At 39.0% G+C, this 15,229-nt stretch carries 14 protein-coding genes; 3 read left to right on the forward strand and 11 right to left on the reverse strand.

The window, feature by feature from the left end; genetic code table 11:
* A partial coding sequence (locus tag BUB05_RS16425) for a 3-hydroxyacyl-CoA dehydrogenase NAD-binding domain-containing protein (RefSeq protein WP_245819940.1) occupies nt 1-206 on the reverse strand: 206 nt, incomplete at its 3' end.
* Between the two features lie 383 nt (nt 207-589).
* Between BUB05_RS16425 and BUB05_RS16430 the strand changes: the two genes are divergently transcribed.
* On the forward strand, nt 590-2,038 hold the full coding sequence (locus tag BUB05_RS16430; protein ID WP_073050701.1) for a sigma-54 interaction domain-containing protein: 1,449 nt from the start codon (nt 590-592) through the stop codon (nt 2,036-2,038).
* Between the two features lie 101 nt (nt 2,039-2,139).
* On the opposite strand, the gene BUB05_RS16435 is transcribed toward BUB05_RS16430, so the two are convergent.
* From BUB05_RS16435 to BUB05_RS16460, 6 genes are all read right to left on the reverse strand, one after another.
* Nucleotides 2,140-2,565: a hypothetical protein gene (locus BUB05_RS16435; protein ID WP_073050702.1), complete on the reverse strand. Its 426-nt coding sequence runs from the start codon at nt 2,563-2,565 to the stop codon at nt 2,140-2,142.
* On the reverse strand, nt 2,508-3,095 hold the full coding sequence (locus BUB05_RS16440; protein WP_073050703.1) for a GTP-binding protein: 588 nt from the start codon (nt 3,093-3,095) through the stop codon (nt 2,508-2,510). Before BUB05_RS16440 ends, BUB05_RS16435 begins: the two co-directional genes overlap by 58 nt.
* A gap of 105 nt (nt 3,096-3,200) precedes the next feature.
* Nucleotides 3,201-4,772: a BCCT family transporter gene (locus BUB05_RS16445; protein WP_073050704.1), complete on the reverse strand. Its 1,572-nt coding sequence runs from the start codon at nt 4,770-4,772 to the stop codon at nt 3,201-3,203.
* A gap of 89 nt (nt 4,773-4,861) precedes the next feature.
* Nucleotides 4,862-6,319, reverse strand: coding sequence for a trimethylamine methyltransferase family protein (locus BUB05_RS16450; protein WP_094763034.1), 1,458 nt, complete (start codon nt 6,317-6,319; stop codon nt 4,862-4,864).
* A gap of 59 nt (nt 6,320-6,378) precedes the next feature.
* Nucleotides 6,379-7,524 (reverse strand): uroporphyrinogen decarboxylase family protein, encoded by a 1,146-nt coding sequence (locus BUB05_RS16455; RefSeq protein ID WP_073050705.1) that lies wholly within the window; start codon nt 7,522-7,524, stop codon nt 6,379-6,381.
* A 3-nt stretch (nt 7,525-7,527) separates the two neighbouring features.
* A complete protein-coding gene (locus BUB05_RS16460; RefSeq protein WP_073050706.1) occupies nt 7,528-8,157 on the reverse strand; it encodes a cobalamin B12-binding domain-containing protein in 630 nt (209 codons plus the stop codon).
* A gap of 338 nt (nt 8,158-8,495) precedes the next feature.
* Between BUB05_RS16460 and BUB05_RS16470 the strand changes: the two genes are divergently transcribed.
* Complete coding sequence (locus BUB05_RS16470) at nt 8,496-10,361, forward strand: sigma-54 interaction domain-containing protein (protein WP_175548586.1); 1,866 nt, start codon at nt 8,496-8,498, stop codon at nt 10,359-10,361.
* Between the two features lie 201 nt (nt 10,362-10,562).
* The gene (locus BUB05_RS16475; protein ID WP_073050707.1) at nt 10,563-11,213 is read left to right on the forward strand and encodes a metal ABC transporter ATP-binding protein; all 651 of its coding nucleotides are present in this window, start codon (nt 10,563-10,565) and stop codon (nt 11,211-11,213) included.
* Nucleotides 11,214-11,215: 2 nt separating this feature from the next.
* Here BUB05_RS16475 and BUB05_RS16480 read toward each other — a convergent pair whose 3' ends face one another.
* The 4 genes from BUB05_RS16480 to BUB05_RS16495 form a co-directional block, all read right to left on the reverse strand.
* Nucleotides 11,216-12,136 (reverse strand): DMT family transporter, encoded by a 921-nt coding sequence (locus tag BUB05_RS16480; RefSeq protein WP_073050708.1) that lies wholly within the window; start codon nt 12,134-12,136, stop codon nt 11,216-11,218.
* A 1-nt stretch (nt 12,137) separates the two neighbouring features.
* Entirely contained in the window at nt 12,138-12,593 is a 456-nt protein-coding gene (locus BUB05_RS16485; RefSeq protein ID WP_073050709.1) for a PPC domain-containing DNA-binding protein, read from the reverse strand.
* 18 nt (nt 12,594-12,611) lie between these two features.
* The gene (locus tag BUB05_RS16490; RefSeq protein ID WP_073050710.1) at nt 12,612-13,562 is read right to left on the reverse strand and encodes a DMT family transporter; all 951 of its coding nucleotides are present in this window, start codon (nt 13,560-13,562) and stop codon (nt 12,612-12,614) included.
* Between the two features lie 233 nt (nt 13,563-13,795).
* Nucleotides 13,796-15,217: a sigma-54 interaction domain-containing protein gene (locus tag BUB05_RS16495; protein WP_073050711.1), complete on the reverse strand. Its 1,422-nt coding sequence runs from the start codon at nt 15,215-15,217 to the stop codon at nt 13,796-13,798.
* Between the last annotated feature and the right edge of the window lie 12 nt (nt 15,218-15,229).

The raw sequence follows: 15,229 nt of genomic DNA on the forward strand, positions 1-15,229 counted from the left end.
TCGAATCCGTAAAGGTTTGCCTGCTCTCCGTAGAACTTGATTCCTACTCTTTCCACGTTCATCAATGTCTTCTCTGCAAAAGGCTCAAGATCGCAAAGCCTTACCTTTGCTCCGCCCAATGCACAGTCTGCTGCTATTGCCTTTCCTACTGCTCCTGCTCCAAGCACTGCAATTGGCTTGTCTTTCAAATAACTCATGTCTGCCATCTTAAATGGTCCTCCTTGATAATTAAATTATATTTTTATTTTTGTTTTAATTGATTTAATCGTATCTTTGATTAAATCCTTGTTGCACTTGTATAATAAGCAATTAGCGTGCCAACTTTTAAACGGAATAATAAATTTCTTTTTTTGTTGATTTTCCAACGTTTTGACATTATCATTGTTAATATATGCGCAAAGTTCAACGCCAATTTATTTGCACCAAAAGGATACCATGAAAACATTTTCATTAGGAAATGAACACTTCCGGTCTCATCGCAAGAAAAATTTGCGCGCAATTTTATTTGCGTCTATTTACTGGCTGATGTATACTTGGTGTATCAACACCAAGTTATCCATCGCTAAAATTTATTTTCAAGGAGTTTATAATGAGGGAACCAAACAGGCAGATAAAAACTTTTCTGGAAAAACAGAAGCTTCCTCTCAGTGCCATAGAGGCTGTAGAGGACATATGCATACACATCGTGGATAAGGAAGGAAAGACCATATGCTATTCCAAGGGATGCGAAAACATAGAAGGTGAAAAAAGGGAAAATATACTTGGAAAGACAATAGATGAACTCTATACATTTGAGAAGATAAAGGACAACCCTCACGGATCCATACAGCTTAAGGTTCTGGAAACAGGGGAGATAATGAAAAACAACCATGTCATGTATACATCAAAGAACAACAGGAGGCTTGATGTTATAAGCTCAACATATCCTGTATTCTCAGATAATGGAGAGGAAGTCATAGCCGCCGTCTGTGTTTTCAGGGATATCGGCGATTATATGAAGATGGCAAACACCATACAGAAACTGAAGAGCGATCTGGCCACGGAAAAGATGGGCAAGAGCAACAACGGTACAGTATACACTTTCAAGGATGTAATCAGTCAGAGCAAATCAATGGAAGAGTGTATCTATATTGCTAAAAAAGCTGCTCGAAGCACCGCTCCCGTAATGATAATAGGATCCACGGGTACAGGCAAGGAAGTATTTGCACAGTCAATCCATAATGAAAGCATTGTGTCAAAAGGCCCCTTCGTTGCCATCAACTGCTCAGCCATACCTGAAAACCTTTTGGAGAGCACCCTTTTCGGCACCTGCAAGGGAGCCTTCACAGGCGCCATGGAAAGCACCGGTCTCTTTGAAACCGCCAAGAACGGCACACTATTCCTGGATGAGATAAATTCCATGAGTCTAAGCCTGCAGGCCAAGCTGCTCCGTGCACTGGAAACCAAAACCATCAGAAAGGTTGGAGGGAATGAAGTCATACCCATCAATGTAAGAATTATCAGTGCTACAAACCAGGATCCGCTGGATGCCGTCAAAAGCAAACAGATACGTGCAGACTTCTACTACAGGCTTGCAGTCATATCTCTCGATCTTCCTGCCCTTAAGGACAGAAAAGAAGATATCTCCATACTGATAGACTCCTTCATACTCAATCATTCAGCAGTACTGGGAAAGCAAATCACCCAAATATCGGACGAAGCCTACAATATGCTTATGGAGCACGACTGGCCGGGAAATGTGAGGGAGCTTAAGCACGTCATTGATCAGGCCCTTTACCTAGCCGATTTCAGTGAAACTCTTATAAAAGCCCCTCATCTGCCGAAATATCTTTACGACAACTATTCGAAAAAGAAACATGTAAGCAAGTATGTTGAAAAACAAAAGGACTCCCTAAAGGAGACCATGAAGGATATCGAGAAGGAAATAATAATGGAGACATTTGAATCCTGTAATAAAAATATCACACAAACCGCAGAAAAGCTCGGCATGACCAGACAGAACATGCAGCACAAACTGAAAAGTTATGGGATAAGATAGAAAATGGGACCCCCTGCTGGCAAGGCAAGGGGTCTTCATCAACAGTTTAGTCCTCACGACAAAGGACCTAAACAAGAGGGTGTAACACAATCTATATTATATTATTGTGATACCTTAATCGATTCATCAAACCGAAACATTTCAAAAACTATTTCGTCTATGATTTCGTCTTCAATACCGTACACAATTACATTGAGAAGAATAGTCAAATTACCTACTTCCTGGCTTAGACTCCCCTTCCATCCCACTTTCTTTCTAAAAGAAGTAACACTTCCCATCAATAACCCTTTATTTCCAGCATCAAGAATCAGCTTTATATGTCCAATCAGACTACATCCATTACTTTCAATCGCTTCAAGAAAATGTTCCAACATAATATCTATTCTTTCAACAAATTTATCTGATTTTTCTCCATTTAGAAAATCAATTCCAAATTCATATGACATTGTGCTTGGCTTCAGCTCATTCTTTACAATATTTCCTTTGCCAATTCTACCATATTTACTCTGTTCTCTGCAGATACGCATAAAACCTTCACCTCCGGTTTAATTCTCTTTATATCACCAGTAATGAAACAAAGCTCTTCTTCATCTATTTCATCTATCTTGTTTATCGCTACAATATCCGAAGCCAATAGCTGTGCACCAATAAGAGGCTTCATCATTTTCATTAATAGCTTGTATCTGTACCCATCAACAATAGACAACGTTTTAATATCTTTTATACCTGTTATATTGGAATTAATGACATCTACCACATCTGCCGGTCTGGCTGCTCCAGTTGCCTCTATTATTGTAAGATCCGGGTTGTGGTTATCCTTGATGTAGTTCAGGGTATGGACTATGTCTGCGGTCAAAGTGCAGCAAATACAGCCTCCAAAAAGCTCCTGAACTTCCACCCCACAATGCTTTAGATATTTCCCGTCAACACCTATTTGACCTATTTCATTTTCAACTACAGCTACCTTTATGTCATGCTTTACTACCTCGTCAAGCAATTCCAGCATTACAGTTGTCTTTCCTGATCCTAGAAAACCACTCAAAAGCAATATCTCCATATGAACCTCCTTCCTGGATATTATTCTTCCCCCAATGGTTAAACATTTATCCTATCGGAAGACAAAATACTGCAGGAACAGCAATTTGTCTTCCGGTTTCACTTACTAAAGACTTGAAATGTCCTTAACACTTGAACGACTTGAGTTTGTTTTACTCAAATCTTCGTCCTTCAGTGCCTTTATCAGTGAGTATACCATGGCAATGATCACGAAGATAACGAAGAAGGAAGCAACTACGGATGCAAGCTGCAAGCCATTTATTCCCTTTCCAAACATTACCAGAACCATAGAAAGACCGCCCATTGCTATTGCCCATACCGCCCTTATCGCCTTCGGAGGTACACTTGGGTTGTATTCTTTCTTCGTCGTAACCTGGGCCATGATATATGAACATGAATCGGCTGTCGTTGCCATGAATATTATGATTAGCAACAAAAATGCAACTCCCAGAAGTGTAGACATTGGCATATTATCTATCATGGTGAATATTACCTGGTTCGTTCCCTGGGTTGCCATAACCTCTCCAAGTCCAAGACCGTTAAGCTCGAAATTTATTGCAGTCCCGCCGAAAGTTGCAAACCACAGCCATGTAGCTACAGGCGCTACAACCATGATGCTTCCTACCACTTCCCTTATAGTCCTTCCTCTTGATATTGTAGCGACAAAGAGTCCCACTACAGGACAGCAAGCGATCCACCATGCCCAATAGAATATGGTCCATCCCTGGGGGAATCCGCCCTGATTTACTGGATCGGTCCAGAAACTCATCTTGAAGAAGTTTGTAAGATAATCACCGAATGCACTTGTTCCAAGGTCCACACTGAACATGGTGGGTCCTGCAAACAAGACGAAAACCATAATTATCATAGCCAGAGGTATATTGATGGAGCTAAGGGTCTTAATTCCCTTGTCCAGTCCCGTTATGGCACTAGTAGTGAATATTGCAATCCAAACCACTCCAATAATAAGATAAAGAAGCTTGCTGACAGGTATTCCGAATACGGTATTGAGTCCAGCTGATACCTGAAGTATTCCAAGACCTATGGATGTTGTTTCTCCTCCAACGAGTCCCACTATCAAAGCTGCATTAATCAGTTTTCCACTTGTTCCGTCTATCCTGTCTCCAAGAATAGGCTGTAGTCCCGATGCAAATCTTGGTTCAAGTCCTCTCCTGTGGATGAAGTATCCCAGGGGAACACTCATTGCCAGATATATGGCCCAGGGAGTCCATCCCCAGTGGAAATAGGCATAAGCCATTCCAATTTCAGCAGCCCTTGCAGAGCCAGGATCAATTTCAAAAGGTGGATTCATGAAGAAGGACAAAGGTTCTGCCGCTCCCCAATATACAAGGCCTATCCCATAGCCGCAGGCGAATAGCATTGCGAACCAGCTGAAGTATGAAAATCTTGGCTTCTCATCATCCCTACCAAGCTTTATATTGCCATAGGGTCCAAAGGCCAACCAAAGCGAGAAAATAACAAACAGAAATCCTGACATCAGATACAGCCATCCAAACTGGTGAGTCAGTATTCCAAGAAGATAACTCATTGTTGCACCCATCTTGTCACCAGAAGTCAGGGCCCAGATAAAAAACGCTATGATAACTCCAAATGCTACACCGAATGTAACACCATCAACTCTTTTATACCATGGTACATTGATTTTATTTTCTTCCATAAAATTCCTCTCCTAATTTATATCTTGTTTCTTTCCCTCAATAATTCTTCTCAATAATTATATCATTTTAATCAGTGAATATTTTTGTATTATACAACACGTTCACTTGTACCGACCAGGTCCAAACCAGCCGAAGCATTGATGCCCTCAATGATTTCCGAATCTATGCCCAGTCCAATAAGATGGTCAATCATATTGTTGACGATTGCCTCATCAATTCCCGGATTCGAGTAGGCTTCGATCATCTTCTCAGTTTTCTTTATTGTTTTCTCAATTAATTCCTTGTTGGACTCTTTAACCCTGAGTCCCCTCAGGCTTATTTCAGGCAACCACGGAGAAGTCCTGCAATTTCTGAAAGTATGAGGTGAAGTCAAAAATTCACCGCCGGGTCCTACTTCATGAATCACGTCCAGAGCAAGAGTTTCATCATCTATTTCCAGATCCTTAAAATAATAGTCAAGCATGCTTATTATTTCAAGATCAATCATAAACTGCTCATATGAAATGGCACCATATCCATCAAGTATGCCTGCACTGTGGAGAACGAAGTTGGCTTTCTCCTGATGACAAACAAACATCGCCAGCATGCTTTCATAACCACTTTGTACCGAAACTCCCTTGGCATCATTTACTGTACCCCCGCTTCTATTTGGAAGTCCGTATTCCTTTGCTAGTCTTGCGCTGTAGGCAGATTGCTTTACCCATGCCGGACTCCCTATAGAGATGCCTCCTGTCTGCATATCTGCTGTTGCCGGAACCATGCCATAAACTACAGGCGTCCCCTCCTTTAACATCTGAGAAACTGCTATTCCAACTAGTACTTCTGCATTTCCAAGTGCAATGTTCCCTGCTGTGGTTATCGGTCCATTGGATCCTGCCATTGGTCCAGGAGTAATAATGATAGGCTGATTGTGTTTAATGCATTCAATCATTGAGCAAAGAGACATACCATCTATCTGCAGAGGGCTGGTGGTACTGATTAGTGTGATGACCCTTGGTTTCCTCATGAATTCATCTTTTCCTCCGAAAGCTATACTGAAAAGCTCCATCAATCCTTCTATTTCATCCTTCTCTCCCGGTACTCCCATAATACATTTGTCTGAATGAACCATTGCGGAATACATCATGACTGGAAGGCAGTTCTTGTAGTCAATATCTGATGGCTGCACCAGTATTCCTCCATTTATTTTAAACCATTTGCTTTCATGTACTATTTTGGAAAATCTCATATAATCTTCCATGACAGCATCCTTCGTCTGACCTTCCGAATCTATGATTGCAGAACAACCATATCCTGGTGCATATTCAATATTGTCCCCACCTATTTCCATGTCATGTTCAGGGTTTCTGGCATAAAGAGTAAATTTCTCCGGAGCCTTGGAAATCCAATCCATGATTTGATCCTCGGTAAAGAATGCTCTATCACCTTCAACTCTTACACCCTTTTCCCCAACAAGATTTATTATCTCAGGGTGCATCAGCCTTATTCCTGTCCGGTTCAATATCTTCATGGTTGCATCATGTAATTTCTTTAAATCCTTTTCCATAATTCACCTCCTCTTCATTTATTATAAAAACAACTTTATCAGTTGATTTTATTCTGCAATCACTTCTGTTTCTTGCTGAACTCATAATTTTTACCTGTATCTATCATCATCTTGAAGTTTTCACGCTTACAAGTTGAAGGCACTTCACATCCAACCCCAATTATCAAGCCTCCATTATAGCCTACTTCATCAATCAATCTCTTAACATAAGCTTCAACCTCTTCAGGCTTTCCTATGCTGTTTAGAGAAGGATGTACATCACCTTCCAGGCACAGATGGTCTCCAAGTATTTCTTTGGCCTTGAATATGTCAGTAGTTCCATCCAGGGCTATTATTGATGATTTCTTTGGCAACTGCTTCAAATATGGTAGGTTCTTCTCCCAGTTGCAGTCACAGTGGAAATGTGCTACAAGACCTTCAGAATGGAGTGCATCGACAATCTGCATCGTATATGGCATCCAGAATCTTTCAAAAATATCCAGTGGATAAAAATATGCACTTGCCCTTTCTTCGACAAGTCCGATAATCTTTGTATCGTATTTTTTTGCATCCGAAAGAATGCTTTCAATAGTTTCCTCAGTCATTTTCTTCATAACCTTCTCAACAACATCAGGTCTATAATAAAGGTCTTCGGTAAATTTCATCATAGACCTTCCTAATGAAAGCTTAAAGAATGGATGGTAGTCCTCCGCAAGACAAGCTGTAACTACATCTCTTTTTCCCCACTCTTTAAGGGCTCTTTCTGTTACGTTAACAGAAGCTCCATTTATCTTGTCTAGTTCATCTTGACTCAAATCAGTAACCCTGTATATCAAATCTTCCTCAGCGAACTTCTTCCATCCGACTTCTGCAATCTTCTCAAAATCTTCAACCTTTACAGCTTCTTGTTCATGAGGCTGGGGAACATAATCCTCAGGTAGATCTCTCCCTGGTATCTTAACTTCAAGGCCTGCTTTATACCCCCACCTCACCGGCATACACGGAGTGGGATATTCGAACATATCCCAACCGTCATGTCTGTCAAACACTTCAAGAAAAGCATCTAACGCTGCATGAGGATCGAGATGAACTTCTGCCTGAGTTCTCCCTGTCAAAGCTGCCGCTCCATGATTCGTCAACAAGGGACCCAGCGGTGTTCTGTCAGGTTTTTCCAAATTAATTGCAGCAAATACTCTTTCTTCCCTAGTCATTGTTTCTCTAGCCATTTTCTACACTCCCATCGCTTTATTGCAGTATCCAATCGTATCCATCACTTCTATAGATTGAAAATCCGCATTAACATAATCCCTGGTTTGTTCACTTGTTACTCCTCCACCTATGAGTACCTTCAAATCCTTAAGAAGTCCTTCTACTTCAAGTGCATTTATAGTATTTTTCATGCTCTCAAAGGCAGTTGTCAGTAGACAGGAAAAACAAACAAAGTCTGGTTTTACCTCTTTCACTTTCTCTATGATCTTCTCCTTTGAAACATCCACACCTAGATCGTGAACTTCATATCCATGTGCTTTCAGCATTACAGACACAATATTCTTTCCAATATCATGTATATCCCCCTGTGGAGTAGCAAAAACAACCTTGCCCATGAATTCTCTGTTTTCGTCACTAAGCAGAAGAGGCTCTACTATGGCTATGATATCCTGGAATATCTGAGCCGAAAGCATAAGCTGAGCAAGGAAAAACTCACCTGTCTCAAACTTTTCTCCAACTATTCCCATACCTCTCTGACCTTCCTGAATAATATCCATCGGGTCTGCATTTGCTTCAACGGCTTTGTTGACAGCCGTTAAAACTTCATCCTTTTTCAATTCCACTAAATCTTGTGCTAAATTACTAAGCATTTCATCCATCCTTTCCTACAAAATAGTCATTCCATCAAATTTAATAATCTTTTGCACTCGTATTACATAATCTATTAAAGCAAGATGCATGCCAAATTATTCAATGCGAATGAATTCTTCTTTGTCAAAAGCTACATCTGTTGGTTTAACTCAACAAAATACTATTCTCAATTAAAACTCGTACTACCTGCCAAATTTTAGACGAATATAGAACTGCAAAATTTCGAGTAATCCTTCATTGTTCTTTTGCTTTATTTTGCATTTTTTAGCATCAAATTATTGCAAACTGCAAAAAAAACGTTATAATAAACATATAAACAAACTCAGAGGTGATATATTTGAATCAAAATACCTATGTTGACTACCATTCCCTGTCAGAGATTCTTCTCATCAACGTATTCAATTCTGTAGATCAAGGTATAGCCATACTAAACGAACAAAACATCATAGTACAGCACAATAACAAATTCATGGAATTTCTTGGTATAGAAAGAGTGCACCTAGCCGGCAATACCATTGAGCAATACATATCTCCTGATTTTTTGATTGAAGGAGACAAAAACATATTCATGGCTGATAAAGTTGATAATATTCTGGTCATTGAAGTAAAAAACATTTCTCTATACAATGACCTGAATTACAAATTAATACTTGTTGGAATTTCACAGGAGGGCGCCATTACCAAAAGGGAGTATGAAAAAATTCTGCACGATAAGGATGTATACGAAGCAGTACTCAATACAATTAGTGATGGTGTAACTATAATCGATGACGAAGGGAAAGTTGTATTTTTCAATAAGGCAGCGGAAAAAATTGAAGGGCTATATAAAAACGAAGTTATTGGAAAGCATATGACTGAAGTTTATCCAGTCAGCTGGGAGGACAGTTATGCACTAAAGGCCCTACAAACAAGGAAAAAAATATTAAACCAGTATCAAACCTATGTCACAAAAAGAAGACAAGTCATTGCAATATCAAACAACTACCCCATTTACATCGAAGGTAAGCTTGCAGGCGCAGCTTCAACCTTCAGAGACTACTCAAAATTCCAGGAGATTGTCAACAAGAACTTCGAGCTGCAGGCAAAACTACAGGATAAAAAATCCGACAAGGGTGTATATGATGTTTCTGACCATTACACCTTCGAAGATATCATTGGTACAAGCATGATCCTTAAGAAGACAATAGAGCATGCAAAAAATGCATCTCTCACAAATTCTCCCGTCTTCATATACGGGGAGACAGGTACCGGGAAGGAGCTATTTGCACAGAGCATTCACTATTCAAGCAATCGCGCCAACGGGCCATTTCTGGCCATCAACTGTGCAGCAATACCCGAAACTCTTCTTGAAGGAATTTTATTTGGAACATCAAAGGGAGTATTCACAGGAGCAGTTGACAAGCCGGGCTTGTTCGAACAGGCCAACGGAGGAACTCTTTTTCTTGATGAGATTAATTCCATGCCTTTAGCTCTCCAATCCAAACTTCTACGTGTCCTGCAGGAAAAGAAGGTACGAAGGTTAGGTCATAAGGAAGAAGTTCCCTTTGATGCTAGAATTATCAGCAGCTGCAACATAGATCCCATGATTGCAATCAACAAACAGCAAATACGTAATGACCTGTTCTACAGACTTGCAGTGGTCTACATATCAGTTCCTCCTTTACGAGATAGAACAGAGGATATAGATATCCTTTGCAGTCATTTCATAAAAACATTCAACCGACAGTTCAACAAATCGGTTAACTCAATCAGCTCGGAAGTCAGGAGAGAATTCCACAACTACAAGTGGCCTGGCAACGTCAGACAGCTTAAGAACAGTATAGAATCCGTGATGAACATAGTTCCCCAGGAAAGCTTAACCATAGAGAAAAACCATATACCACACTACCTGGGTCTTTTCAGTGAAGAAAAAACTAACAAAACGATTGCATCTAACTATGATATTGACACTCCAATGGAACAGATCAATAAAGAATCAACTTTTGACAATTCCAAAATTGCTTACCACAGTCAACAAGAAGATCAAAAGATAGTAGATAATTCAACAGATATTTTCGAAAAAATTAAGCGTGATGAGAAGAGGACCATAATTAATGCCCTATCCAGAAATAGTGGCAATATAACCAAAGCCGCATCTGAACTTGGTATGAGCAGGCAAAAGCTTCAATACAGACTAAAAAAATACAATATAAGGAAACATTAATATACGAAAGCGCAAAATAATGCAAACAAATATCATTATTTTTGCGTTTTTCTTGATTCCCCACCTCCTTTTACAAAGATAACCATAAGTATCATTCTCCTATACATTGATTTATCAATGCATACAAGCATTACGAATAAGTTTTTTATCTTGGCATAATGTTTGCTATATATTAAACATTAAATATAGGAGTAATATGTTATGGAAATTAAAATAAGGAACTTAAGCGTTAGATACGGAACAACAAAGGTATTGGAAAACATAAACCTCGATATACATTCAAAATCATTTCTGGGAATAACCGGACCAAACGGAGGTGGAAAAACAACTCTTTTAAAAACAATCCTCGGATTGAAACAACCCTATGAAGGAGAAATTCTTAAAAGAAAAGGACTCAGGATAGGATATGTACCGCAACACTCCTCTTTCGACTGTAAATTTCCAATAAATGTAACAGAGGTTGTTTCAATGGGAAATTTCGGTAAGAGAATGAAAATGTTTGCATTTCATAAAAAATCAAATGAGTGTTGCATCAAGAAAATTCTAAAGGAATTAAATCTTTATGAAGTCAAGAACAGACATATAGGAGAACTTTCCGGAGGACAATTGCAAAGGGTACTCATTGCGCGTGCATTATGCTTAAACCCTGATATTCTGATTCTCGATGAACCCACATCCAGTCTAGATACAGATACCCGAAAAGACATATTCGATATACTCGAAAAATTAAGCATATTAAAATCTATCATTGTAGTCAGTCATGAAAAAAATATGCTAAAAAAATATGCAGACCGGGTGGTCTGCATAAGTAAAACTATATATTTTGATACTTTCGACAGAATTACATCCTGATATCATACTATTTTTTCAAGATTGTCATCGTATGGCACTGACTTCTCTCTTCCATCAAAGATATTGAGGGCTATTACCGATGCAATGATTATTGCCGTTCCAATCAATCCTTTTCTGTCAACAACATAACCGTAAAACGCAATGTTTATGCACAGGGTTACAACCGGAACAAGGTTATTGAAAACATTCGTAACTGTAACTCCAAGTCCTTTTATGGCTATAATGTAGAGAAAATAGCTGATGCATGCATTGAGGATTACTATTACAGCCATGTGGCCTGCGATGGCCGGTGTAATGCCGGCCATATCAACCGGATGCATGAATACATAGAAAAATGAAGTGAGTACTCCTCCCAGCCCCTGTACTATCAATATTTCAATCATCTCATACTTGTCGTAGTATTTCTCCGATATATAACAGTATGCAACCCAGGTCAACATGGATATGAAAGTATACAAATATCCTGTCATACTGTTTGTGTCAATAGAAATGCTGCCTGCGCCAATTATGAAAACTACTCCTATGATGGATCCGATTACACAAACAAGCTTCAGACGAGTAAACTTCTTCTTGAAGATCATCCTGTCCGTAAACAGACACACTACAGGTATCAGAGCAAACAATACAGTCACAATGGATGAATTCATAACCTTGATGGCAGTGTTTGCAAGCAAATTAAACAGTGTAATACCCAGTAACCCTGTACAAAGAAGGACCATGAAATCCCTCCCCTTTATCGAAAAGGTTTTTCTGAAAAAGAAGTTATACGAACCCAATAACAGTGTGGCAAGCCCGAATTGAATAGACATCAAGGTCCCGGGATGAAACACCTCCATAAGCACTTCCTTTGAAACATAACTCATGCCCCATATGCATGATGCTCCAATCGCTGCAATCAGCGCTATTATCTTGTCCCTCTTCATATCATTCTCCTACTTCAAGCAGTGTAAATCCGCTTTTTCCGTCCACCTTTCTTCTTGCATTGCAGTCAATAAACTCGACTATTACAACTTCCATATACATCCAAACATTGACTCCAACCCTTGTACATCCTGTTATGGTGTCCTTCTCCCTTCCTGCGGCAGCATGAAGATGAAGAATAGGCTTGTCCTCTTCATTTAGGAATATCGTTCCAACACCAATTGATTCGTGCACGTTTTCAATGTCATTTATATTTAGCGGCATGTTCACCTTCACGTCATCACCGTCAACCGGTCCGGAAACCATTTTGCTTCCCTTATCCACTCCTCCCAGAAGGTATACAACCCCTGAATCTATGCAGTGCTCCGCTGCAAATTTCTCTATGTCGTCAGGTATCAGGTCCCCCTGTTCAAGTCTCAATACAAAGGTCCTTCCATGCTTTACTTCAGTATATTTCATACAATTCTCCTCAATCTCTTAATTTTCATTATAATTCTGGTTAACTGCTTCTGCATATTTGCTTTCAACATTCAAGTTCATGTCACATTCATCCCTTCTCTTGTCGAAAATATTAAGTATTGCCACCGAGGTTATTATTACCCCTGTCCCGATAAGACTCATAAGACCAATCTCAACATCAAAGACGACTATGTTTACAAATAGCGTTACCACCGGAACCACATTGTTGAATACATTGGTCACTGTCACACCCAGCTCTCTTATGGAATATATATAAAAAGCAAAACTCAAGCATGCATTCAGAATTATTATCACAAAAAAATGTAAAAACAGCTCCAAGTCAATCCCGCCTAAATGTATCGGATATATTATTAGATACACGAAACTCACCGCTACGGCTCCAAGTCCCTGCACCATGAGGATTTCCGTTGTGTCGTACCTGCTGTAGTACTTATCCGATATGAAGCAGAATGCGACCCAAAAGAAAACTCCAATAATTATGTACATGTAACCTGCAAGACTGCCACCGCTACCCATGCCACCGGATCCTATTATCATGTAGACACCTATAATAGATCCCAGTATGCATATCACCTTCAATCCGGAAAAATGCCTTTTATACACTATCCTTTCCACAAAAAGGCAAATTATGGGAATAAGGGATAGCAAGACCGAAACTATTGATGAATTGGTATCCCTTATTCCCATATTTATAAAAACATTGTACAGAAACATTCCGATTATACCGGTACCAGCTAAACTGAAAAAATCTTTTTTTGTTATCGTAAATCTTTTCTTTATAAGAAAATTGTAGATCCCCAAAATTATTGATACCCATATAAACTGAAAGGCTATCAAGGATCCGGGGTGTATCTCCGCCATAAGCACTTCCTTTGATACAAAGCTGACTCCCCATATTATGGATGCTATCGTCACAAGCGTCAAAGCAATTATCTCGTTCTTTTTCATATTCTCTCCAAAGTGCCGATTCTTCTTGACCGGCTTTTTTCATTAATTTGCATAAATATTGCACTGTCTGAATCCATAATACACTCCGTATTTATCATTGGCAATAATTATTTTTTGCATCCGTCATTGAAAGATATTATTGCCATAAAGTTTTCTAATAAGCGTTCAAAAAAGACAAAAAACCCGTGCGGCTACGGGCTTTTGTCAAATATCTAAAAAGATTCTTGAGCTTTCTATCCAGAAATATACTTGTAAATAAGTCTTGAAGCTCTACTTTGACTAATGCTAAGCATCTTGGCAACTTTTCTGCTGCTTCCACATTTCTCATATGCTTTCAAGATTAAGTCTCTTTCAATTTCTTCCTTTATACCATCTAAAGAAACATTTTTAAAATCATCAATCTTATATTTTGAATTGTCAAGGATTCCTCTTGGCAGATGTTCAACGTCAATGACTTCATCTTCAGTCATGACAACCAGTCTTTCAATCAAATTTTCAAGTTCCCTGATATTACCCTTCCAAATATGTTTTCTCAGTTTTTCCATGCATTCATCGCTTATTTCATGCGTTAATGAATAATGACTGTTAAATTTATCAAGAAAATATTCAATAAGCGGAGGTATATCTTCCTTTCTTTCTCTTATTGAAGGTATTTCTATACTAATTACGTTTAACCTGAAATAAAGGTCTTCTCTGAACAAGCCCTCCTCTACCCTCTTTTTCAAATCTCTATTTGTAGCAGTTATTATCCTTGCATCCGTGCTTATCAGTTTTCTTCCCCCCACCTTGAAAAATTGTTTGTCTTGTATAACATGAAGCAGCTTAGCCTGGAGTTTAGGTGATAATTCAGAAATCTCATCGAGAAACAATGTCCCTTCACTGGCCAATTCCATGAAACCAATCTTTCCTTCATTCTTTGCACCTGTAAAAGATCCCGCTTCATAACCAAACAATTCTGCCTCCAGAAGTTCCTCCGGTATCGCAGCACAGTTAATCGCAATGAAAGGATCTTTCTTTCTGCTGCTGTTATCATGTATATATCTGGCAAGGACTCCCTTTCCCGTTCCTGATTCTCCCAATATCAATACCGTTGAATCGACATTCATAACTCTTTCAGCCTTGCTCAAGACTTCCTTCATGGCTTCGCTTTCTGCAACAATAGATACTGTAGAATTGGGCGAAAAACTTTGCCCGTCATTCTTGGTTCCGCTTTTTTCAGCTGTATTTTTTGCAAGCAAATCCCTCGTCAATTTCAACTCTTTTTTCATCTCTTCAAGTTTTGTTATATCCTTGCTGTAATAGATGACATATTCAATACTCTTATCCTTATTCAATATTGGTATAGCCGTTGTTTGAATTTTCTTTCCTATTCTTGTGGTTTGCTCCAAGGTAACCTTTCTTTTTTCTTCCCAGACAATAGGAGTTATCAGCGGATCACAGTAGCACAAATCCAACAATTCTTCGGAATACTTTCCAATGATTTCTTCCGGCTTCATTCCATAGTGTCTTTCGGATGCATCATTAACATAAAGCACCTGCTTTTTGCTGTTAATTACAAATATTTCATCATCAAAATTATCAAGAATCAATTGCATGATTTCCTTTTTCAAATCTGGTACATTGTTATAATCTTTGCTGTTATGCTCTTTAAACATTAAACTACCACC

This window comes from Dethiosulfatibacter aminovorans DSM 17477 (assembly GCF_900142005.1).
GTDB lineage: Bacteria > Bacillota > Clostridia > Tissierellales > Dethiosulfatibacteraceae > Dethiosulfatibacter > Dethiosulfatibacter aminovorans.

Coding starts and splice junctions, on each gene's coding strand:
- BUB05_RS16430 (WP_073050701.1), top strand. CDS start 590: ATGAGGGAACCAAACAGGCAGATAAAAACTTTTCTGGAAAAACAGAAG.
- BUB05_RS16435 (WP_073050702.1), bottom strand. CDS start 2,565: ATGCGTATCTGCAGAGAACAGAGTAAATATGGTAGAATTGGCAAAGGA.
- BUB05_RS16440 (WP_073050703.1), bottom strand. CDS start 3,095: ATGGAGATATTGCTTTTGAGTGGTTTTCTAGGATCAGGAAAGACAACT.
- BUB05_RS16445 (WP_073050704.1), bottom strand. CDS start 4,772: ATGGAAGAAAATAAAATCAATGTACCATGGTATAAAAGAGTTGATGGT.
- BUB05_RS16450 (WP_094763034.1), bottom strand. CDS start 6,319: ATGGAAAAGGATTTAAAGAAATTACATGATGCAACCATGAAGATATTG.
- BUB05_RS16455 (WP_073050705.1), bottom strand. CDS start 7,524: ATGGCTAGAGAAACAATGACTAGGGAAGAAAGAGTATTTGCTGCAATT.
- BUB05_RS16460 (WP_073050706.1), bottom strand. CDS start 8,157: ATGCTTAGTAATTTAGCACAAGATTTAGTGGAATTGAAAAAGGATGAA.
- BUB05_RS16475 (WP_073050707.1), top strand. CDS start 10,563: ATGGAAATTAAAATAAGGAACTTAAGCGTTAGATACGGAACAACAAAG.
- BUB05_RS16480 (WP_073050708.1), bottom strand. CDS start 12,136: ATGAAGAGGGACAAGATAATAGCGCTGATTGCAGCGATTGGAGCATCA.
- BUB05_RS16485 (WP_073050709.1), bottom strand. CDS start 12,593: ATGAAATATACTGAAGTAAAGCATGGAAGGACCTTTGTATTGAGACTT.
- BUB05_RS16490 (WP_073050710.1), bottom strand. CDS start 13,562: ATGAAAAAGAACGAGATAATTGCTTTGACGCTTGTGACGATAGCATCC.
- BUB05_RS16495 (WP_073050711.1), bottom strand. CDS start 15,217: ATGTTTAAAGAGCATAACAGCAAAGATTATAACAATGTACCAGATTTG.